Here is a 21,204-nt window from a genome sequence, read left to right as displayed (position 1 = left end):
CAATGAATAAGAGCTTTTGCCATTAAAGCAATTAAAAATGAAAAAGATAAGTACATTATTCAAAAAAGATATAAATAATTTAGGAAGAGTTATTAACGAAATTAATCCTGAAAACAATTGGGTTTTTGATGGAAAAGCTATTGCTACGCAAAAGTTTGATGGTTCTGCATGTGCGGTGATCAATGGTAAATTATACAAAAGATACGATGCCAAAAAAGGTAAAACAGCTCCTGAAGGTGCAATTCCATGTCAGGAAGCAGATCTTACTACAGGCCATCATCCGCATTGGGTTGAGTGTAGCATGGAGAAAAAAGATGATCAGTACTTCTGGGAAGGTTTTAATGCGTTGGCCGAATCGGGCAAGGTGGAAGAAGGTACTTACGAACTTATTGGGGAGAAAGTACAGGGGAACCCTGAAAATATTAAAGGTCATTTATTAGTAAAGCACGGAAATAATATTCTTAGTTTAGAAAGTCTGGATTTTGAATGTATCAAAAACTTTCTGAGCAATCCTGAGAATAATATGGAAGGTATTGTTTTCCATCATACAGCGGATAATCGTATGTGTAAGATCAGGAAATCTGATTTTGGTATACATAGAAAAGCGATAAAAGAACTTATTGTTTAAATAAAGATGAAGTTTCGGTAATTTATTTTACCGGAACTTTTATATATATAAATGCAACCACAACTTAAAAAGCCAAGCATGTCATTATGCACATAGATTGAAAGCATTCAAATATACCTGAGAAATGGATAGAAACAGGTATTTTTACAAGTATCTCAGTTGAAGACGTGAAAATTCCCCTCCAATGAAGGGGTGGCAAAAATTAAAAATTTTTGATGGGGTGGTTTAAAAAAGAAAAACAATGTTACAGGCAGAAATAAAAAGTCTTTTAAAAGAAGACATCAGTATATTAATAAAAGTTCCCAACTCAGCAAAGCACTATTTGTGTGATTGTGGAGAAGCAAGTTTATTAACGGTAAAGGAAGCACAGGCGATATCAGCGATATTGATCAGCCATACGCATATCGATCATTTTTCCAATTTTGACGGAATTTTCAGACATCAGATTGGAAGCGGAGAAAAAGTTGTGATCTGTGGACCAAAAAATATTCATCAGCAAATTGAAGCAAGATTAAAATCCTATACCTGGAATTTAATAGCAGAAGATGCTATTGAGTATGAGATCCGTGAAATTGTTTCTAAAGAAGAAATCAATGTTTATACCCTTCGTCCTCCTTATTGGAACCTTGAATTTGTAAAGACTCAGGATTTCCTTTTTGAAGATGAATATGTAAATGTAGATTTTGCAATTCTGGACCACAAAACAGATTCTATTGCTTACCTGTTTAAGGAAAGAGATTCTATTACTTTTCATGAAAATGCTTCTGATTTTAAGAAAGGAAAATGGATCAGTGAACTGAAAGTGGCCTTTGAAAATAATGACTCGGATAAAGAAATCGAAATAGAAGGAACTTTGTATAAAGCATCAGATTTGTTTCATTTGTTAACCAGAAATGAAGGTTACAAATTAGGAGTAATTATGGATCATGCTGCTGATGAAGACAATTATAAAAAGATAAAAGAAGTCTTCAATGATGCAGATAAAGTCTATATTGAAACATTTTATAAAGATTCGGATCAGGAATTTGCGAAGATCAATTACCACAGCTTTGCCTCTGCATCTGGAAAGATTATGAAGGAATGTAAGGTGAAAGAAGCCGTTCCTATCCATTTTTCAAGAAGATATACTGAAAACGATCAACAAGAAATTGAAACTGCTTTTTATCAAGCATTTCAAAATTAAAAAAATTAAGATTCCACCCTTCACAATAATTTCAGTTGAAGACGTGATATTCCCCTCCTCCGGAGGGGTGTCAAATCGTAGATTTGACGGGGTGGTAACAAAAAAATAAAACAATGAAACCCAATATATTTTTCACAGCCGACCATCACTTTGGTCACGAAAATATTATAAAATTTTCCGAAAGACCCTTTGAGTCTATGGAACATATGAATCAGGAACTGATCAAAAGATGGAATGAAAGAATCAATCCGGGAGATACCGTCTACCATTTAGGAGATTTCAGTCTTGGAAAGCCAGACTTTACAAAGGAAATCTTAGATCAGCTGAACGGAAATATCCATTTGATCAAGGGGAATCACGAGGGGGCTGCTTTAACGTATCCTAAACGATTCGCCTCCATCAGAGATTATCATGAATTGAAAATTGATGAACCTGATAATAGCAACGGAAAACAGAAAATTATTCTCTTCCATTACGCCATGCGTACCTGGAATGGCTCACATCGTGGAGTCTGGCAGTTATACGGACATTCACACGGAACCTTGCCGGATGATGAAATGGCATTGAGTTTCGACGTAGGAGTAGATTGCCACGATTTTTATCCAATATCCTACGAAGAAGTCAAGGAAATCATGAAAAAGAAAAAATGGACACCACCATTTGCCCCTCGGGAGTAATAGACAGGAGAGTCTGGGAGAAAGAATTTAAACTGAAAATAGATCAATAGCTAAATGATGCCATATTTATGGTATCCAGGTTCTTTATGACTTTATTTATTGACTTTATCCTGTTCCCATTAACACATTTTACACAACCATGAAAACAACCAATGAAATCATAATTGTCGATTTGGAAGCAACCTGTTGGGATAACGACAGGATTCCAATCGGACAGAAAGTTGATATTATAGAAATGGGAATTTGTAAGTTGAATCTTATATCCAATACTATTTCTCAAAAACAAAGCATTTATGTCATTCCTGAAAGATCAGAAATCAATAGATTCTGCACAAAGCTAACTGGAATTACTCCGCAATTAATAGAAGAAAAAGGAATCTATTTCGAAGAAGCCTGTGAGAAAATCAGGGGTGAGTACAATCCTGAAGCTCTCACCTGGGCCGGATATGGAAACTTCGATAGAGAACAGATCATCGAACAGTGCGATTGGCTCGGGATAGAAAATCCTTTTTCAGGACAATACCTTAATGTGATGTATGAATTCAAAAGACATTTCAGACTGTATAAATCTATTGGACTGAAAAGAGCCCTGGATCATCTGAAAATGAATTTCGACGGAAATCATCACAGCGGAGCAGACGATGCTTATAATACAGCCAAAATTCTTAATAAGATTTTGGAGTAATCATCTGGATGGAAGCAACAAACTTAAAATAATACATCGCTTCCATCTTTTAACCTTAAATAAAAAACAATGAAAACAACAGAAAATATACTCATTATAGACCTTGAAGCCACATGTTGGGAAAAATACCCGCCGAGAGGTCAGGAAAGTGAGATCATCGAAATCGGAGTTTGTATTATGAACACAAAAACCGGTAAGATCTCACAAAATGAAGGGATTTTAATAAAACCTCAATATTCAAAAGTAAGCCCGTTCTGTACGGAACTTACTACGCTTACCCAAAATATGCTGGATACCGAGGGAATCATGCTGGATGATGCATTCGATATTCTGAGAGCAGAATATGATTCAGAAGATTTAACCTGGGCAAGCTATGGAAACTATGATCTGAATATGCTCCAGAACCAGGCCAGAAGATTTTATCTGGATTATCCGTTAAGTGATGATCATATCAATGTCAAAACATTATTCGGGCAAACTCACCCTACCATAAGAAAAAGCGTAGGAATGCAAAGAGCGCTGAATGAACTTGGATTTAAACTAGATGGTACTCATCACAGAGGTGTAGATGATGCACGAAATATAGCCAAGATCTTGCATTGGTGTCTGCAGCATAATTAAAATGCAATACAGAAAATATCATTGATACTAAGAGACTGTTCCATAGCGATCAGTCTCTTTTTATGAGCTGCTTTTATTTTTATCAGTTATCTTTGATAAAAATTGTATCCCTTGGAGGAACTTGTCGAGCTACTGGAACATACCAACAGAAGTGTTTTCCTGACAGGAAAAGCAGGAACAGGAAAAACTACCTTTCTGAATGATTTTGTAAAGAAAACACACAAAAAGCATATTATTGTTGCTCCCACAGGGATTGCAGCGATTAATGCCGGCGGGGTAACCATCCATTCGCTGTTTGCTATTCCTTCCCGAACCTTTGTTCCTACTACAGAACCTGTTGATCCTAATCTTGCGATGAATATCAACGAACTGTTTCCACATTTTAAGTACAGAAAAGAAAAACTGGATCTTTTTCGGGAAATAGAATTGATTGTCATTGATGAAGTGTCTATGCTCAGAGCAGATTTATTAGATATAATGGATCATTCATTAAGAAGAGTAAGACGGAACCCAATGCCTTTTGGAGGAGTTCAGTTATTATTAGTAGGGGATTTATATCAATTGCCGCCCGTTGTAAGAAGTGATTCTGAACGGATTCTCTCAAAATTCTACGAAACCCCGTTTTTCTTTTCAGCCAAAGCTTTGCAGAATATACGGTTAATAACAGTGGAATTAATGACGGTCTACCGCCAGCAGGACAAAGAATTCCTGGAAATATTGGATGCTGTAAGGCATGCAGACTTTCATGAACTGGATTTTGAAAAGCTGAATTCCAGATACAATCCTGATTTTGAGCCTGAAGCTGAAACCTATATTCATTTATGTTCTCATAACCGTATTGCAGATCATATTAATCAGAAAAAACTGAGAGAGCTGGAGAGCGAATCGCTGTTTTATAAAGCTTCAGTGATTGGTGATTTTAAAGAAACCCAATATCCGATGGAAGAAACTCTGGAGCTGAAAGTGGGTGCTCAGATTATGTTTATAAGAAATGATTCTTCGCCGGAAAAAAACTTTTATAACGGTAAGCTGGCAGAAATTTCCTATCTCGATGAAGAAACTATCAAAGTAATCCTTGATGAAAGCAAAAAAGAGATTATTGTAACCACTGAAGTCTGGGAACAGAAAAGATATACCCTGGATGCTGATAAAAACATTAAAACAGAAGTACTGGGAAGCTTTGAGCAATATCCCATACGGTTGGCCTGGGCTGTTACCATTCATAAAAGTCAGGGACTAACATTTGATAGGGTAATCATAGATGCCGGAAGATCCTTTGCCAGCGGACAGGTCTATGTTGCATTAAGCCGATGCCGTACCCTGAATGGAATCATCCTGAAATCTGAAATTTCGAAGAATGCCATACTCAAAGACCATAGAATCGAAGATTTTCAGATATCTACCAATGCTAATGATCATTTAGTACAGATCATCGAACATGAAAAATATGATTATACATTACATAAAGTTCAGATGACAGTAGACGCAGCCTGGCTAAAAGAAGCGGTAATGAATTGGAAACAGGTGATTATGGGTACAAAAATACCAGATTCAAAGAAAATCAATACCTTGTTAAATGATTTTGAAAGAGAAAGTGAACATCTTTTTAAAGTAACTGAAAAATTTAAAAAGTTATCCATCTGAAATTAACCGATTTTATAAACGGTGATATTCAGTGGAGTGAGATTGAAGAAAAATGTCAGGGTGCTGTCAACTTTTTCTTCAAAAATGTCGCTGAGAAGTTCTTATTACCTTTGAAAAGCCTTTATTCGGAAACAATAGGAATCAAAGGTTTAAAAAAATTCAACGAAGAAACGAAAACATTGCTGTACGACCTTGGAGAGTATATTGAACGATTGAAATCCTGCCACCTGCTGGATATTCCTTTATTTAATCAGAAAACTGAAATAGATACATCCATAACAGTAGTTAAAAAACCGACCCATCTTATTACTTTTCAATTATTTGATGAAGGAATGCCTCCTTTTGAAATTGCTGAAAAAAGAAATCTCACTCTGGCAACCGTATACAGGCATCTTGCAAAGATGGGGTTAACGGAAGTCGAAAGAACTTTTAAACAATAATACTGCTTAAAAGCTATGCCCTAACTTCTGAGATCAATGCTGTAATTTGATTACAGATAAGATAATATAATTCCTTGGGAATAGAATGTCCCATTCCTTCCATCAACAAAAATTTCGCATTAGGAATAGAATCTGCAATATCTTTTCCACAATCAGAGCGAAAAATAGGGTCCTGAGTCCCATGGATAACTAAAGTAGGAACGGTTATTCTTTTTAAAACATCCAGAGTATATTGATAGGAAGAAATTGCCAACAGTTGTCTTATCGTTCCATATTTTGTTTTTGAACGGTTCAGTTCTTCTTCAATCATTTTAATTTCTAAACTTTCCTCCAGTTCATATAAATCTCCTGAAATTCTTTTTGCAAAAAGTAATTTTTCCTTGAGATAGCTTTCCTTGTCGGAGGCTGGATCTATCGGAGGTTTCATCATCATGGCCATCACTTCCGGATCTGAAGGCGGTAATGCAGGATTTAGGGAAGTAGACATTATGATTGTTAATGATAAAACCCTTTTCGGAAAGTATGAACCCAATAATTGTACGATAATTCCACCCATAGATCTGCCGGCAAAATGAGCTTGATCAATCTGTAAATAATCGAGTAAACCAATCACATCTTTTGCCATGTCCATTAAAGAGTAAGGAACATCTTCCATTTTAACAGTAGAAAAAAACTCCTGATGATTTCCATTGAAATTCAGCTTCTTTTCAGAATGAAAAACAGATTCTCCCGAATCCCTGTTATCAAACCGGATCACTCTGAGGCCCTGTTGAACCAATAATTGACAAAAAGGATCATCCCAGCGGATCATTTGACTTCCCAATCCTGAAATGAGAACAATGGTCTGTTGATGCTCTGCTCCTAAAATTTCATAGCATAGATCAACACCGTTTATTTTAGTAATATGATTCATGAGGTATACATTTCACCATCAATCTTTGTTACTGCAGCGCGTTCTGCCTTTACAATTTCCTGACGGTAATTAATATATTTATTTTCCTGAACGGGAATAATGGCGATAAATTCAAAGCTGAAACATTCACTTCCGTATTCGTTCCAGTCCTGCTGTAGCTGGATATTGTTAAACATATTGCCTAGTAATAAAAATTTCAGTTTATTTACCAGTGCTTCCAGGTTCAATGCTCCTTTTACATATTGCTTTCCATTCCTGTTATTTTTCACAGAAAGTACACCCATTGTGATGGTATGGTTTTTTGCTTTTTCGCGAAGCTGCTGTTTGATATCATTTTTCATAAAGATCTTATGTATTGGTAGAGGCCTGAAGTCGGGAATGAGGAGAAATTATAAAACTAAAAATAACCCCCAGCTTCCGGCTTATTTATTTAATATTTCCACCCAACTCAAATAAAAGCTCGGTTGCCGTTTGTAGTGCTTTATTCTTTTTAAGGAAAGGATGTTCTTTGCTGTATGTTCAGCAGTTACCTGGGCTTCTTCAAATATTTTTTTTCCATTCGCTGTAATAACAACATAGCTTACTCTGGCATCTCTTTCATTGGTTTCTCTGGCTACCCATCCTATCTTTTCCAGAGGATTTAGTAAACGGGTAATACCGGAAGCGGTAACCCCTACTTTTTCAGCCAGGTCAATTCTGCGCATTTTACTTTCAGATGACTGGCTGAGGATATAAAGAATTACAAAATCATTAAAACCCAATCCATGGGCACTCAGAGAATCAAACTTTCTTACCATAATAGATTGAAGTTTGTTGATGTTCATTAAGAGTAATAATTCAGGGCTTATCATTGAAAAGTATTTGAGTTATCAAGTAATTGCATTGTGCAAATATATAAATTTTAATGAATTACAACTGTTTTTAGAAAATAAAATGTTTGCTATGAGGAGTATTCGTTTTTAATCAGATTAGAATATAAAAATAAGAGTAGGGAATTTTTTGAAATGTATAGAGTTTAATATTATTGAATATCAATAAATTATGATTATATTGTGATTTAACAATTGATAATAGTTTTCATCTAATTATTTTCAATTTCCAGTTTTTTTCCAAATTCAGGTTAAAAAAGTATTAATTACAACTGGATTTTGGGTTTTTTATTTCATTTACTTTAAAATTGGGACATCTCAATATTGAACTAAAGTAAGTGGTAGAAGTACTTTATTAACTTAAAATTTGTTAAAAAATTCACTTTTTAGGGATAATTAACCAGCCTATCTGTCAATTTTTTTTATTTTAGCGATCAAGAATGGATTTATGCTTATTAATGAAGAGTTTAAAGCAATATATTTAAACTATAAAATCAAGGAAATTATACTTTTTCTTAAGAAGCTTACACCAAAAGATAAAAAAGATGTTGTTTCCATTTTAAAAAAACATATCAATAAAGAATGGGGGCACAATACAATATCTGTGTTAGCAGCTTTGGCGTGTAGTACAACAAAGGACGAATATGAAAAGTTGAGACCGGGATTTTATTCCATACCGGTAGAACTAGTCGATGAACTCTTTGAAACCTATGTTCCTGATTGGATTGGAGAAAGCTATTTATTTCTTGATGGATTTGATTATCTGAAAGTCCTGGAATGGGAACAGAAAAATTATCTTACCATTCAGGATGAAATCTGGGCATCATTGCTATCCTCATCATCCAGAACAGAAGAAACATTGTTTGCCTATCCGGTAACACTGGAATCCCATATTTGGTTTTTATTTGAACATGAATGCAGTGTTACATCTGTTTATCGCGGAAAAAGTTGGAAAGATATATTGAAAAATCTCGTGCAGGAAAAGAAAATAGACCGTTCGAGAGTACTTAAAGCAAGTCTTGCCGCAATCAATTTCAATTTTTCAAAAGAACATAATACCTGGTTTCTTGAGCTTTTTGCCTATTTGGAACCTACTCATAAAGAAATTCTGGAATTACAGGATGAATTGTTTATGATCTTTCATTCCACGCAGCATTCATTGTTTCCGGGAATATTAAAGATTATCAATCCGGTAATTGCAGAAAAAGATTTTAAAACAGAAGATTTTTTACAGGCTGCAGCATCTTTAATGACCCTGCCAACGAAGAATATTATCAATGGTTTGCTTCAGGCTCTGGAAAAAAATAGCAAAAGATCATCAAAAATATCATGAAGCAGTATGTCTGTTTCTCATGCCTGTCTTTTTAAACAAAGATAAAACCCTTCAAACCAAAGGAGCAAAGATCATTGTTAAATACGGAGATCCGAAATCAGAAAAAATCAGGACAGAGCTGATATTTTATAAGGCTTCTCTTCTTTCTGATGCTCAGAATTTATTGGTTAAATTTCTTATAGAAAATGAAACCAACGAAAATAAAGATGAACAAAATTATGAAGCGGCTGCATGGCATATTTCACAACCTATACCTTCCGTAGAATCCATAGATGACTTTATTTTCCTGGCTTCTCAGATTTTTAATAATAATGAAACCTACCATATTGATCTGTTTTTGGAGGCTTTGATAAGATTTAATGATACTTTTGAAGACGAACATTTTATTCAGCTTGAACCTACATTTAATGCAGCATTCAAAAGAAAAGAAACGGTAGGATTTCAGCATTTGCTGGCAACTTTTGTGATTAATTACGGACTGCTGAAACAAAAGAATACATTAAAAATATTCTCAGGTGCTTATTTAGGATTTCCAACACTCGAAAACTGGAGTGAAAAAAGAACCCCTTTTATTTTCAAAGCCTATCAGCAGCTTTTGTTAGGTATATTTGAATTTTTAAAAGAGAACAAAAAACTTCCGTTACTTTCTGTTCCGGAGTATACTCCTTGTTGGATTACCATTAATACTCTTGTAGATAAATTGAAAGTGTATCAGCAGCAAAAGGAAAAGCCTATTCCTTTTGATCTTGAGATTGCCCTGCTTCGGGTGGAAAAAGAAAATCTGAAAAAAGGAGAATTATACGCTAAAGAACAACTTAATGAAGACTATTTTGACCTTCTTAAACCGGTTTTTGAGCAAAATTATTTTTCAGAACGGTATAAACAAGAATTTATTGATGGTGGCTTCAATTGGAAGCTGGGGTATAAAAAAATCTATAAATGGAATAATACAGAAGAAGTTCCTGAGTCATTAATAACTATTTATAATAACAAGGAATTGCCGGAAAACGCCTCATTCCTGACTCATCTTTTCAATTCTTATCATGCAATGTATCAGGATGATCTGATTCGTAGTTTATATGCAGCACCATATTTTTCCGGGTCTTTGGCCGCAAGAAAATACAATGGTGATTTGTCTTGTTCTGCCTATCAGTATGACATAAAAGGAAATATAGAATTTCTGGATGCCTGGATGAAACTCAATCTTCCTTTTCAGACTGTACATTATTTAGTACTGTCTGCAGGATTGTTTCATAAAGATAAAACCTTTTCTGGTATGGCTTTTGAAGCCCTAGTAAACAAGGCTGTTTCAGAAGATTTTAATTTTCAGGAGCTGGGAATTATCATAGGTAAAAAGGTGAATTTCGAATGGGCTCCCGTAAAAAGGTTTACCGATGGATTATCCGGATTTATCAATTTGAGTTCCAGTCATAACCAAGCCTTTGAAAAACTGTTGATCTCCATTCTATCAGCAGTTGAAAAACCGGTTTTTAATTTAAAAAAGCTGTTAGAGCTTTATTATGAACTGCTGAATCAAAACAGAACCCAAGTAGACGAAAGCGTTGCTGAAGTTCTTAAAGAATGGGAAAACGAAAATAACCTGAAAAAAATTATACATCAAATTAAAACACATGAAAGAAAGACTTTATGACATCCTTAATGAGGAAAAAATACATGAGATTGTCCCTTTTTTGCAGCAGCTTACAGCCGAAGAAAAGCAGGCATTAGTGCCTACAATAAAAAAAATGGATCGTGAGATCAACAAGATCATCATGACCAAAAATTCTTATCATACAGCAGGTTCTGTGAATCAGCATTCTATTATTGATATTGCATCATTTATCTGTATGGATCAAAAGAGTTTTGGTAAAAATTACTGGAGTCTTTTCCGTAATATAGAACAGACGGAAAAGATACTGGAATGGGGATGTCCGGACTGGTTCTCCGATTTTATTAATGATTCTATAGATGCTGAATTTACTGCTTTTAATTATCAGAATATTTTAGGATGGACTGAAAAGGGTTATATCCAGCCAAAACCGGAATTATTGGGACACCATCTGAGTAATTATCCTACGGATCTGGATCTGTATCCTGAAACACTGAACACTCACTTTTGGTATCTGTGTGAATATCCATCCAAATCACTGCCATTCCAGAAAGAATGGTTTCCGTTAGTACAAAAGCTTGTCACAGAGCAAAAAATTGAAAGAAAAAGATTTTTAAAAGAATGTCTGCTGGCATCCAATAGAAACTTTAACAAGAACGTGACAGGCTGGTTTATGGATGCTTTTACCGCTTTAAAACCAACAGAAGATGAATTGATAGATCTTCAGGATGAACTAATGGCTGGGCTGGCATCTGTACAGTCAAAAGCCGTCAATACAATTCTTATCCATTTAAAGAAAATAGTAGGAAATTCTGCTTTCAAAAGCGATGAATTTGCTCATTACCTTCCCAATCTGCTAAGTTTGGAAGTTAAAACTGTAGTGATGGGAAGCCTTACTTTAACGGAAAAGATTTTTCAGCATAAAAAAATTAACCCGGAAATCTTAGGACTTGCATTAACTTCTGCTTTTGTAAGTAAAGATGATGGAATACAGTCGAAGGCAGCTAAAATCATTCTGAAATATATTCCGCCATCTGAAATGATAAAGGAATCCCTTTCCCATTATTCAGACAATATACTGACGAATGTACGGACTCTTTTAGAAACTTATATAGAAGAAAAACCGCAGGAATTGGAAGCAATAGTTTCTGAAAAAGTATTCCTGACTACCGAAGAAAATAAAGTTACGGTACTCGAAAGCTTTGAAGATTTGATGTTCTTCCTTCCTCTGGCCATAGAAGACCCTTATAGTCATCATTGTGACGTTGCTTTATGCGGATTTGCCCGTTTTGCCAATGATGTTAATGAAGAATCTGTGAAATTGATAGAACCGGTTTTCCTGAAAGCCTGTAAAACTATTGCCAAATGGGAAGTTCCCTATCTGAACGTCCTGCTATGTAATGTTATCATTAATTATGGACTGAATTTATTAGAAAAATATCCTATTCAGCTTAAAAACCTGGATAAAATATATGAGAAAACAAGCAGTGAGGAAGCTGCAAGAGAGACTTATTCAAACTATCAAAAAAAACTGGGAGCAATAACGGAAGTAGGAGCAGGAAGCCCGGTTATGAAAGCCTTTAAAGAACTTGCGATATATATTTATGAAAAGATAAAAGCAGGAGATAGTGTCCCTTTATTGTTTGCCATTACCCATGCTCCTTGTTGGATTTCTCCGGTTACTTTGGTAGAGAAACTGGAAATATATCAGAATAAAAATATTGAACCTCATCACCTGGATATGCAGCTGGCATTACAGAGATGTGCTCTGGATAATACAGCAGAGGCATTACAGCTGGCTGAGCAACGATTAAAAGGAGAGTACAAGGATCTGCTGCTTTTCTTCTTTGGCAAAAATACTGAGCCAAAAGGAAAATTTGAACATCCCGCATGGTGGATGACTGCCGGTTTTACACGCTCTCCGGAAACTACCTTCAAAGAGTTTAGCAGTTTTGGATATAATACGATTCCAGTAGAATTTTTTCTGGAATGTACCAATGGAAAACCATTGACAGTAAGAAAAATTCATATTATCCGGCTGAGCTGAACATCGTGATCCCCAAATATCATTTTGAAAAAAGAGAAAATCAATTGCTTCTGGAATATTTTATTGCTGAACCAAGAGAGCTTTCCGAAACCATTGGGATGATGTGGTGCTTTCCGAATACCTTGGGGAATGCCTTGGCCAAAGTGATTAAAAGTTGTCTTTTCTACTCCGGTATTGCCGAAGTTTACGAAAGAAATCTGGTGTTGAATACTGCACAGGCCCTTTACCAGGTCAAAAAACCTTTGGACGAAATGGGCTGTCTGTTTCTGGGAACTATTTTCCTGGATGGAGATAAAACAATTCGTGGAACTGCTGCAGAAATTTGGTTAGAACATGTTTCTCATAAGATGATGGATAATGCACAATTAGGAAAAGTGATCGGTATCCATGAAAGGCTGGAGTGGGCCCCTGTGAAAAGATTTACAGATCTTATCCAACATCAGATGCTAAATGTAAGTAAAAATCATAATATTGCACTCGAAGAATTAATCTCCAGCATTCTGCTTCAGATGGATAAACCTATTACCAATCTGAAGAAGCTGTTGGAAGTATATCATGAAGTATTGGCTTTAAACCAGTCGGAAGCCGATAAAAAAGTAATTGAAAAACTCAACGACTGGAAAGAAAACTCGAGCCTGAAGAAAATCTGCAATCATCTTCTAAAAAAATAAAACTATGGAAGATATGCTTACCTATAATTACTCAAGATCCTCCTCCTTCGTAAAGAAAGATGCTCTTGAGGAGCTGTTTCTTGCTCAATACAGTGAGATACAGAAAAAGACCGATATCCCCTGTTTTTTCTGGGGAAATGTAGGTCAGCCTTTTATATTGGCCCGTTGTCTGATTGCCCTTTCCAATATCGTAAAATCAAGTTTCAGCTTGTCACCGTTTCAGATGGCACTGTTGAAAGATCCGATCGTGACAGCTGGAAATGGGAGGCTTCGTTTCGAAGGTTTTTCGCACTGCGCAGGTGTATATGCCCGTGTAGATGTTCTTCCTGATGGATTGGATGGTGAGTTTTTAGAAAACGGGACCACCAACGTAGACTTTAATCAGCCTATGATAACCGCTTTGGGAAGTATTCGTCCCAATGAAAGAATTATGCTTTCTGTAGGGGAAAAAGAAGTCGGACTCTATAAAGAAGAAAAAAAAGTGGTGGAAAGAAAAGTTCCATTGCCTGTAAAATGGATCAAAGGTCTCGGAACCGTTCAGATCTATCTTTCGGAATCAGAAAAACAGCATACTTTTAATAAAATACAGACCCAGCAGCTGTTCAGAGGAATGCCGAAAGGGGTAGTGAAATCGGATTACTACCTTATTGTAAGAGGAAATAAACCTATGTTTTCTCCGGTAAAATCTGCTGATGCCGTTTGTATCGGAGGGCTTCACAGACTTCGTTTGTTGGAACCTCTGCTTCCGTATATTGATTCTATGCAGGTTTTCCCACACCCGAATATGCAGTCTACCACCTGGCAGCTTTATATGGGGAATATAAGATTCAGTTTTTCCTTATCAAGAGAAAGCTGGCGAGGGTTTTCAGGAGAAGGAGCTGTGCTGAATAGTCTGACTACTGAGGTTTCAGATGAATGGATCGATGCTTTGGATAAATATGCTTATGCCAATCAGTCATTCAATGCAACCATTTTAGCTTTGGAAGAAAATCTTAGTTTGAGTAGAGCAGATAACCTGACCGGAAGACTAGCCGCAATGGGATTACTGGGCTATGATCTCGATGAAAATGAATTTTTCTATCGCAGACTGCCTTTTAAACTGAGCCGTATTTTAGGCTTGAATCCTCGTATGAAAAATGCAGAAAAACTTATTGAAGACGGAAAAGTAGAGATTTTAAACAATAGTAAAGTGAGAACGGAAGCCAGGGTAGAAGGTACTGGAGTACATCATACCGTCATTCTTGAAGAAGGTAAAGAACGCTGCACCTGTGAATGGTTCAGTAAGTATCAAGGGGAAAGAGGACCTTGTAAACATGTTCTGGCTGTGAAGAAACTTGTCAATAGCCAATAACAGATATATTTTGCCACGAATGCCCAAATTAATTTATCCATGCGTTCGTGGCTTTATCAATAATCAACCCTGTATTCGATTCATCCATTCTTCGTATGACAGAACACCTAATTCAGGCTTGCTGTCTCCTTCAAGAATAGAAATAAATTCTAATTGATTGCCATCCGGATCGTTAAAATAAATGGCTAATGCTGGCATCCATGCAAATACCATGGGCTCTATGGTTCCGTTTTTCAGAAAATTGTAAGGCTTTAAATTCTTGTCCTCCAAAAATTTCACAGAATAATTCAGGATGTCTTCTTTTGTACTTGTAAAAGCAAAATGTCTTGTTTGCAGATTCTCTTTCTGTTCCCACAATCCCAGCATAAACTCTTTTTCTTCTCCTACCCATAGAAACGCTATTGGCCTTGTTTCATCTCTATGTGCCAATCTTAACCCCAGCACTTCAGTATAAAACTGAATACCACTTTCCAAATCACTTACCTGAACATGCGTTTCATATAATCCTTTAATCATAGCTTTAATTTTAATACAGACAAATCTAGATAAGATTCGTCTAAAAGCCTGATAATACCGATTTCTTTCATAGAAATGAATGATAGAAGGAAAATATGGAGGATTAAGGGAGAAGTAAAAAGGTAAAAGATAAAAGTAAAAAGTTTTGTCGTTAAACAATAATTATCCATGCGGATATCAACATCAATTAAGGCGGACTATAATCCTGAGCGTAGCCGAAGGAAGCCCACCAGCCCAATAAATCAAAATTCAATTGGCTTTAGCCAAAACATAAATAAAAGCACCAAAAAATCTGCGTTATCAGCAAAATCTGCGAGAGTTTTAAGTCATATTATATCAATCTATTGAAAATAAAAAAAACAAATTTTTTCAAAAAAATAATCTACGCAAAAAGATTACGCAATAGGGTCCTTATTTTGCATCAGAAATCAGAGAGGAAGCACTCACTCTTCCTAATGTTTAACATTAAAACAGTAACTCATGAAATTTAACTTTCTAAAAAAAGAGAAAATAGTGGTAACCAACCACGAAGGTGCAAAAGCATATGTGATGACACCTGCAGAAGAATTATACAGTGCTGTGGTTACAACAGGACTGTCGAATATTACTTATGAAAAAGGAAATGACAGATTAGGGAGAATACAGTCTCTGATTCAGAAAAACGATCCCGAATTTGTAGCAAAGCTCGCTGTATATGCAAGAAAGGAGATGCATATGCGTTCCATTCCATTGGTTTTGGCCACAGAATTGGCAAAAGAGGCCTCTGGTACTGATCTGGTGAGCAGAACAGTAGACGGAGTCATCCAAAGAGCTGATGAAATTACTGAACTATTGGCATATTACCAGCTTGCCAATGAAAGAACAGAAACCAAAAAGCTGAACAGATTATCAAAACAGATTCAGAAAGGTTTGGTGAAGTCCTTCAATAAATTTGATGAATACCAGTTCGCCAAATACAACAGAAAAGGAGAAGTTACCTTTAAAGATGCTCTGTTCCTGGTTCATCCAAAAGCGAAAGATGAAAACCAGCAGACTATTTTCAATAAGATTGTCTATGATATTTTGGATACTCCTTATACATGGGAAGTAGAGCTTTCAGTATTGGGACAGACAAAATTTACAGATGAAGCAGAAAAGAAAATAGCTTTCAAAAATAAATGGGAAGAACTGATCTTTAGTAATAAACTGGGGTATATGGCCACCTTGCGAAACCTGAGAAATATCCTTGAAGCAGGAGTTTCTCCTGAAGCAATGAGTAAAGTGTGCAACTATCTATCAGATGAGAGAGCGGTAAAAAATTCAAAACAATTGCCATTCCGTTTTCTTGCTGCGTACAGAGAATTGAAAAATGTAGATTTGCCTTATCTGTCCTCAGTTTGGAATGCTTTGGAAGAAGCGGTCTTAGCAAGTGCTCAAAACATCAAAGGTTTCGGATTCAATACTTCGGTAGTGATTGCGGCGGATGTTTCAGGTTCTATGCAGAAATCAGTTTCTCCTAGAAGTAAAGTGCTGTTGTATGATATTGGTTTGCTGATGTCTATGATTCTGCAGTCACAATGTCAGAATGTAATTACGGGTATGTTCGGTGACCGATGGTTGAGAACTCCAATGCCTAAACAGGGTATTCTTCAAAATGTAGATGCATTATACAAACGAGAAGGTGAAGTAGGGTATTCTACCAATGGTTATCTGGTGATTGAAGACCTTATCAAAAGAAAAGAAACTGTAGATAAAGTGATGTTGTTCACAGATACCCAAATGTGGGATAGCAGCGGAAGAGGAAACTCTTTTGAAGATAGCTGGAACAGATATAAGATGATAGCACCAAATGCTAAACTCTATATTTTTGATTTGGCAGGCTACGGCAGACAGCCTATTGATATCAAAAGAAATGATGTATACCTTATTGCAGGTTGGTCAGACAAGATTTTCGATGTTTTGAATGCGTTGGAAGATCAGAAATCGGCCATAGAAATCATTGAAAAAGTAGTGCTGTAAAAGGCACTGCTTTCTATTGAAATTCAAAGTTCATTATGATTATCGATGGGAGTTTAGAAATCATTAGTATATTTAGGAGCTTATTCCCGCTTTCCGCTATATCTTTTTCGCCTGGCCGAGGCCAATTCAGAAAAAGAATGCCACTGCAATCGGGGCTAGCAAATGAAGAGACATACTATGATAGAGCTTATTAACACCATTGAAATTAATCCTTTAAAATATTCCAAAGAAGACTTTGAACTGCCGGAAATTGCTGATTATCCTGATCCTGAAGAATACTTTTTGAAATTTACAGAGACTGCTTCCCGCCTTACCCTCAATTTTAATGAAATTCAGAAAGGTTCCAACCTTGTCAATATAGAAAACATTGATGATGAAAGTCTGGAAACTATTGTGGTTGCAAAACTCACTGAAGTAGAATTTGATGATCCGGATGAAAGAGGATTTGTGCTCTCTTTTGATGGGGGAATTGTATTAAAAAAGATGATGAGGTGCTTATTCAGCCAAGCTGCTGCGGAGATATGGAAAATATAGAAAACTGGGAGAAAGTGATAGATAACAGATCTTCCGGATGGGCAGAAATGTGGATCGGACATCCTTGGGTTTTGTATAAAAGAAAAAACGGAATCATTAGTTTTTCAGACTATACAGAAGTCAATATTAATGAGGTAAAAAATGTAAAAATAAAATTTGAAGTGGAAGAAACAGAATTGAAAGATGAATTGGAAAAAGTAATGCAGCATCAAATCCGTTTTAAAAATAGAATTTTAAATATTTTGAAAAAGATGAATATAGATAATGCCGAAACCATTTCAGTATTCATGTCCGGTATTAAATAAAAATATAAAAAATGGGAAATCTGTTTGATAAGATAGAACAGGACCTGAAAGAAGGAAAAAGAAAAAAAGCATGTGACAGATTAAGAAATTTAATCAATCAGTTTCCGGATGATCTTTCTCTAAGAAAGAAATTAGGACAGATTTATTATGAAGCAGGTTTTATAGATGAAGCCGGAAAGTACTGGATTTTGTCTCAACCTGAAAATAAGGAAATGGAAAAAGCCGTTGTACTTTACAGAAAAACATTAGGCAATTCCGGAAATGCTATTTTGAAAGATATTGTTTTCAGAGGAAATAAAGCTCAGCTTAATGAATATGCCATGAACGTTTTTGCTGAACTTGAAAAAGACAGCCTAAAGAAAACTAAGCATATTCCGGATTTTAAACCTAAAACCAGAGAAAAAGGAAATTACTCAGAAGAGAAAGACTCAACAGGTTTTCTAAATAAAATTTTCATTGGGGTATTGATTGTGTTTTTAATATCGCTTCCTATTTTAGGTATTTTCAAACTTTTAGAACTGATAAACACATTATTTTCTTACTAAAAACAAACTGCGTAAAAAGAATGCGTACTTAGCATATAATTTTGCAGTATTAATATTACCGGTGTCGTAAGAAAGGCCTACTTCGATTCCAAAATGACAGAGCCTTTCGCCAAATTACCCGGTAAAATAACCAATGCCGTCCGTAAGAGTTTCATCGTCAACTTCCAATTGAAACTAATTACTCTTACAATACATTGCTTGGTTTTTATAAAAAAATAAACTGCGTAAAAAGAATGCGCAGTAAGCATATAAATTTGTAGGATCAATTAATAACCATGAATAACTATAAAACAGATCTTAAAGAAGCAGTGTATTGAGGTTAATACTCAATACTCATGAAAAAAAATCAAAAGATTAAAACAAATTTTCGGAATCAATGAATATGGGTTGATTGATTTCCCGAAGAAAATTTCCGGAATACGGATTTCCAGAATTTTATATGGAGATGAATTAGGTTGTTCATATTGTTTTCCACACGGCTTTGAAGTGGTGAATGCAAAGTACACTAAGTTTCAGCGATGCTGGAAGAAATACAGAAACACCCAATGGAAAAATTAAAGCAAGTGCCGTAAAACAGAATTACTTCGTGGGGTAACAGAGGTACAGGTGCAAGTCCTGTTCTGCGGAAGCAGGTGGTGTAAAGTAGTACGCTGTTAATATGAGTCTGTTTAACTGATTGCCTTGCTTTTTTCAAGTGTCTTTCAAGAATTATACTTGAAACTAATACAAATGAAAAAGTAAAAAACTAAAAATCAGGTGTCGTCTTAGAATCATACTTCGAGATTGAATAAACATTGGGGCGCAGGTTCGAATCCTGCCTTTTTCCTCGAAAAGGAGAAGTAGCTCAGCAGGTAGAGCAAATGCATGAACGATTCTGGAAATATTACCCTGATTTGTATAAAAGAGTGCCGTAGAAAAGGCTTACTTCGGTTTATTTGGTTCGACTCCAGAAGATCATGAAAGTGATCTGTAAATGTCTTTTCAAAATTTGCCTCTTTTTTTTAAAAACAATCAAGTGCCGTAAAATAGTGTTACTTCGCTCATTACGACGGGGACACGGGTTCGAATCCCGTCTTTTCCACTAAGACACAGGAAAAGTAGCTCAGCTGGTAGAGCACGACATCACTATTTGCCTGTTGCCTTGTTTTATTATTTTAAATACAATATTAAAAAAATAAATTAACTGAAGCCAAAAGCGGGAAGTAGGATATAATCTTTGTATCGTAATTTTCTATAAAGTCAGGCAGATATTCTTTCAGACTTTAACAAGTTCCTTTCTTCCCACTTCAAGCTTCCTTTCTATAAATTACAAGTGTCGTTAGGAAAAAGTTCATCGTACCATTTGAGGGAGGAATAGCGAAGCCGGTAACTCTGGCAAGGCTATCCGGTTCGACTCCGGCTCACGTAAGCCCCGCTTTTTCCTTACTATTACCTTTACAAAAAAGCCGATAAGTTATTTATCGGCTTTTTTCATGGCTTGTTCCAGCTCTTCTTCAAACATCAGTTTCCATTTGGAGAGAGTGGTTCTGCTGATCTTATATTTTTTAGACATATAACTGGTAGAGTGCCCATGCTTCTTTTGATATTCAAGAAGTTTAAGCATCGTTTTTTTGTCATAAGTCTTTAGCTTTTGATTATTTTTCTGGCCTTCTTTGGAAGGTTTAAAAAGCTTTTCATTGAATTTCAATACATCTTCGCTGGTGTCCAGCTTTCCGAGAAGCTCCTTTATTTTAGGATCTTTTAGCTTATCCGGGTAATCCATCTTAAGCATGTCCTGATATATTTTTTTATAATTGGGACGCATTGTTTATCCGTTTATCCGTTAATATCACTTTTCTGAAGCCATCTGTGAAGCGTACTCTTAGGAATGGAATATTCCTTAATGACCTCACTTTGGGTCATATCTCCCGAAAGAATTCTTTTCATAATGAATTCCTTAATTTCCTGAGTATAAATGTTTTTTCTGAAGTAAGGAATTTTATCAGATTTCTGTTGATTTTTATTGGTTGCCGCCGGGGGAGCATATAAAATCAGGTGTGAACTGTAAAGTCTGAAGAAATCATATTCCAGTAATTTGCTCCATCTCAGAAGAAGATCTGCATCTATTGATCTGCTGTTGTACATTCCTTCTATGGCATCTTCATCTTTGCCCAGGAATTTACATATCCTCTCCATAGTTATTTCATTTTCATCAACCCTCTCCTTAATAAACTTTCCAATATGGATCTCTTTGTATAACATTTTTCTTTAATATTATCTATTTATTACAACTTATACATTCAAAAACGTGAAATAAGCAATATATATTACTCCGAATTACAATCTGTAATTCATCGGATTTTGAGCTGAAGAATCAGAGCGCTATTCAAAATTTTGAATACCTGTAATGAGATGATAAAGTTTTAGGAAATGGTTTTAGGACAGCTTAAATTAAAAGGATATGTTTATCTACCTTTAGGTATATGCATTATTTCCAATGGTTTTATGGCTCATCTTCTCTTTCAAACTTCTTTTCTCTTCCATTTGTGTAAATAATATATAACCTATTAACGTTGTTTCATGCAATTCTATTTACCTTAAGCTTTTGTGTTGAAAGGTTGTAAGTATTTTGACAACCAGTTTTTTATGTTTAGAA

Annotated in this window: 22 protein-coding genes; 16 read left to right on the top strand and 6 right to left on the bottom strand. The window is 35.5% G+C overall.

The annotated features are described in order from the left end of the window. Positions 1-37 precede the first annotated feature (37 nt). The 7 genes from H5J24_RS18915 (at position 38) to H5J24_RS18885 (ending at position 5,878) form a co-directional block, all read left to right on the top strand. Positions 38-628 (top strand): RNA ligase 1 family protein, encoded by a 591-nt coding sequence (locus H5J24_RS18915; protein WP_068939881.1) that lies wholly within the window; start codon positions 38-40, stop codon positions 626-628. A gap of 241 nt (positions 629-869) precedes the next feature. Continuing rightward, positions 870-1,811 (top strand): MBL fold metallo-hydrolase, encoded by a 942-nt coding sequence (locus H5J24_RS18910; protein WP_068939879.1) that lies wholly within the window; start codon positions 870-872, stop codon positions 1,809-1,811. A gap of 113 nt (positions 1,812-1,924) precedes the next feature. Then, a complete protein-coding gene (locus H5J24_RS18905) occupies positions 1,925-2,488 on the top strand; it encodes a metallophosphoesterase family protein (RefSeq protein ID WP_068939877.1) in 564 nt (187 codons plus the stop codon). 139 nt (positions 2,489-2,627) lie between these two features. Beyond that, a complete protein-coding gene (locus H5J24_RS18900) occupies positions 2,628-3,173 on the top strand; it encodes a 3'-5' exonuclease (RefSeq protein ID WP_068939874.1) in 546 nt (181 codons plus the stop codon). A gap of 69 nt (positions 3,174-3,242) precedes the next feature. Next, positions 3,243-3,794, top strand: coding sequence for a 3'-5' exonuclease (locus H5J24_RS18895; RefSeq protein WP_068939872.1), 552 nt, complete (start codon positions 3,243-3,245; stop codon positions 3,792-3,794). A 111-nt stretch (positions 3,795-3,905) separates the two neighbouring features. Next, the gene (locus H5J24_RS18890) at positions 3,906-5,438 is read left to right on the top strand and encodes an ATP-dependent DNA helicase (RefSeq protein WP_232815778.1); all 1,533 of its coding nucleotides are present in this window, start codon (positions 3,906-3,908) and stop codon (positions 5,436-5,438) included. A 110-nt stretch (positions 5,439-5,548) separates the two neighbouring features. Continuing rightward, positions 5,549-5,878 (top strand): helix-turn-helix domain-containing protein, encoded by a 330-nt coding sequence (locus tag H5J24_RS18885; RefSeq protein ID WP_232815777.1) that lies wholly within the window; start codon positions 5,549-5,551, stop codon positions 5,876-5,878. 13 nt (positions 5,879-5,891) lie between these two features. Here the strand turns inward: H5J24_RS18885 and H5J24_RS18880 are convergent, their stop codons facing one another. The 3 genes from H5J24_RS18880 to H5J24_RS18870 all read right to left on the bottom strand — a co-directional run bounded on the left by H5J24_RS18880 (position 5,892) and on the right by H5J24_RS18870 (position 7,642). Then, on the bottom strand, positions 5,892-6,791 hold the full coding sequence (locus H5J24_RS18880; RefSeq protein WP_068939870.1) for an alpha/beta fold hydrolase: 900 nt from the start codon (positions 6,789-6,791) through the stop codon (positions 5,892-5,894). Further along, entirely contained in the window at positions 6,788-7,132 is a 345-nt protein-coding gene (locus tag H5J24_RS18875; protein WP_068939869.1) for a GIY-YIG nuclease family protein, read from the bottom strand. Before H5J24_RS18875 ends, H5J24_RS18880 begins: the two co-directional genes overlap by 4 nt. 81 nt (positions 7,133-7,213) lie before the next feature. Next, positions 7,214-7,642, bottom strand: coding sequence for a MarR family winged helix-turn-helix transcriptional regulator (locus tag H5J24_RS18870; RefSeq protein WP_232815776.1), 429 nt, complete (start codon positions 7,640-7,642; stop codon positions 7,214-7,216). A 466-nt stretch (positions 7,643-8,108) separates the two neighbouring features. Between H5J24_RS18870 and H5J24_RS18865 the strand changes: the two genes are divergently transcribed. The 5 genes from H5J24_RS18865 to H5J24_RS18850 are packed head-to-tail and all read left to right on the top strand — an operon-like array spanning position 8,109 to position 14,671. Beyond that, the gene (locus tag H5J24_RS18865) at positions 8,109-8,993 is read left to right on the top strand and encodes a DUF6493 family protein (RefSeq protein ID WP_232815775.1); all 885 of its coding nucleotides are present in this window, start codon (positions 8,109-8,111) and stop codon (positions 8,991-8,993) included. Beyond that, complete coding sequence (locus H5J24_RS18860) at positions 8,938-10,644, top strand: DUF7824 domain-containing protein (protein WP_232815774.1); 1,707 nt, start codon at positions 8,938-8,940, stop codon at positions 10,642-10,644. The genes H5J24_RS18865 and H5J24_RS18860 overlap by 56 nt, the downstream gene beginning before the upstream one ends. Further along, positions 10,625-12,649 carry a DUF6493 family protein gene (locus H5J24_RS18855; RefSeq protein WP_283250731.1) on the top strand — a complete coding sequence of 675 codons (2,025 nt, stop codon included), beginning with the start codon at positions 10,625-10,627 and terminating at the stop codon, positions 12,647-12,649. Before H5J24_RS18860 ends, H5J24_RS18855 begins: the two co-directional genes overlap by 20 nt. Next, positions 12,592-13,320 carry a DUF7825 domain-containing protein gene (locus H5J24_RS25705; protein WP_283250730.1) on the top strand — a complete coding sequence of 243 codons (729 nt, stop codon included), beginning with the start codon at positions 12,592-12,594 and terminating at the stop codon, positions 13,318-13,320. Before H5J24_RS18855 ends, H5J24_RS25705 begins: the two co-directional genes overlap by 58 nt. Positions 13,321-13,324: 4 nt before the next feature. Then, complete coding sequence (locus H5J24_RS18850) at positions 13,325-14,671, top strand: SWIM zinc finger family protein (RefSeq protein ID WP_068939861.1); 1,347 nt, start codon at positions 13,325-13,327, stop codon at positions 14,669-14,671. Between the two features lie 63 nt (positions 14,672-14,734). On the opposite strand, the gene H5J24_RS18845 is transcribed toward H5J24_RS18850, so the two are convergent. Further along, entirely contained in the window at positions 14,735-15,187 is a 453-nt protein-coding gene (locus H5J24_RS18845; protein WP_068939860.1) for a VOC family protein, read from the bottom strand. Between the two features lie 480 nt (positions 15,188-15,667). Here H5J24_RS18845 and H5J24_RS18840 point away from each other — a divergent pair, with 480 nt between their 5' ends. The 4 genes from H5J24_RS18840 (at position 15,668) to H5J24_RS18825 (ending at position 18,569) form a co-directional block, all read left to right on the top strand. Beyond that, positions 15,668-17,185 carry a TROVE domain-containing protein gene (locus H5J24_RS18840; RefSeq protein ID WP_068939859.1) on the top strand — a complete coding sequence of 506 codons (1,518 nt, stop codon included), beginning with the start codon at positions 15,668-15,670 and terminating at the stop codon, positions 17,183-17,185. A gap of 177 nt (positions 17,186-17,362) precedes the next feature. Next, positions 17,363-17,719, top strand: coding sequence for a hypothetical protein (locus H5J24_RS18835; RefSeq protein ID WP_232815773.1), 357 nt, complete (start codon positions 17,363-17,365; stop codon positions 17,717-17,719). Next, positions 17,707-18,024 carry a hypothetical protein gene (locus tag H5J24_RS18830; protein WP_232815772.1) on the top strand — a complete coding sequence of 106 codons (318 nt, stop codon included), beginning with the start codon at positions 17,707-17,709 and terminating at the stop codon, positions 18,022-18,024. The genes H5J24_RS18835 and H5J24_RS18830 overlap by 13 nt, the downstream gene beginning before the upstream one ends. 11 nt (positions 18,025-18,035) lie before the next feature. Then, positions 18,036-18,569 (top strand): DUF6584 family protein, encoded by a 534-nt coding sequence (locus H5J24_RS18825; RefSeq protein WP_232815771.1) that lies wholly within the window; start codon positions 18,036-18,038, stop codon positions 18,567-18,569. 1,453 nt (positions 18,570-20,022) lie between these two features. Here H5J24_RS18825 and H5J24_RS18820 read toward each other — a convergent pair. Together H5J24_RS18820 and H5J24_RS18815 are read right to left on the bottom strand one after the other, a co-directional pair. Further along, positions 20,023-20,340: a helix-turn-helix domain-containing protein gene (locus H5J24_RS18820; protein ID WP_228407566.1), complete on the bottom strand. Its 318-nt coding sequence runs from the start codon at positions 20,338-20,340 to the stop codon at positions 20,023-20,025. A gap of 44 nt (positions 20,341-20,384) precedes the next feature. Then, on the bottom strand, positions 20,385-20,810 hold the full coding sequence (locus tag H5J24_RS18815; protein WP_068939852.1) for a transposase: 426 nt from the start codon (positions 20,808-20,810) through the stop codon (positions 20,385-20,387). Between the last annotated feature and the right edge of the window lie 394 nt (positions 20,811-21,204).

This window comes from Chryseobacterium capnotolerans (genome assembly GCF_021278965.1).
Lineage (GTDB): Bacteria > Bacteroidota > Bacteroidia > Flavobacteriales > Weeksellaceae > Chryseobacterium > Chryseobacterium capnotolerans.
Note: the sequence above shows the minus strand (reverse complement) of the source record. Positions and strands in the feature narration are given on the sequence as shown.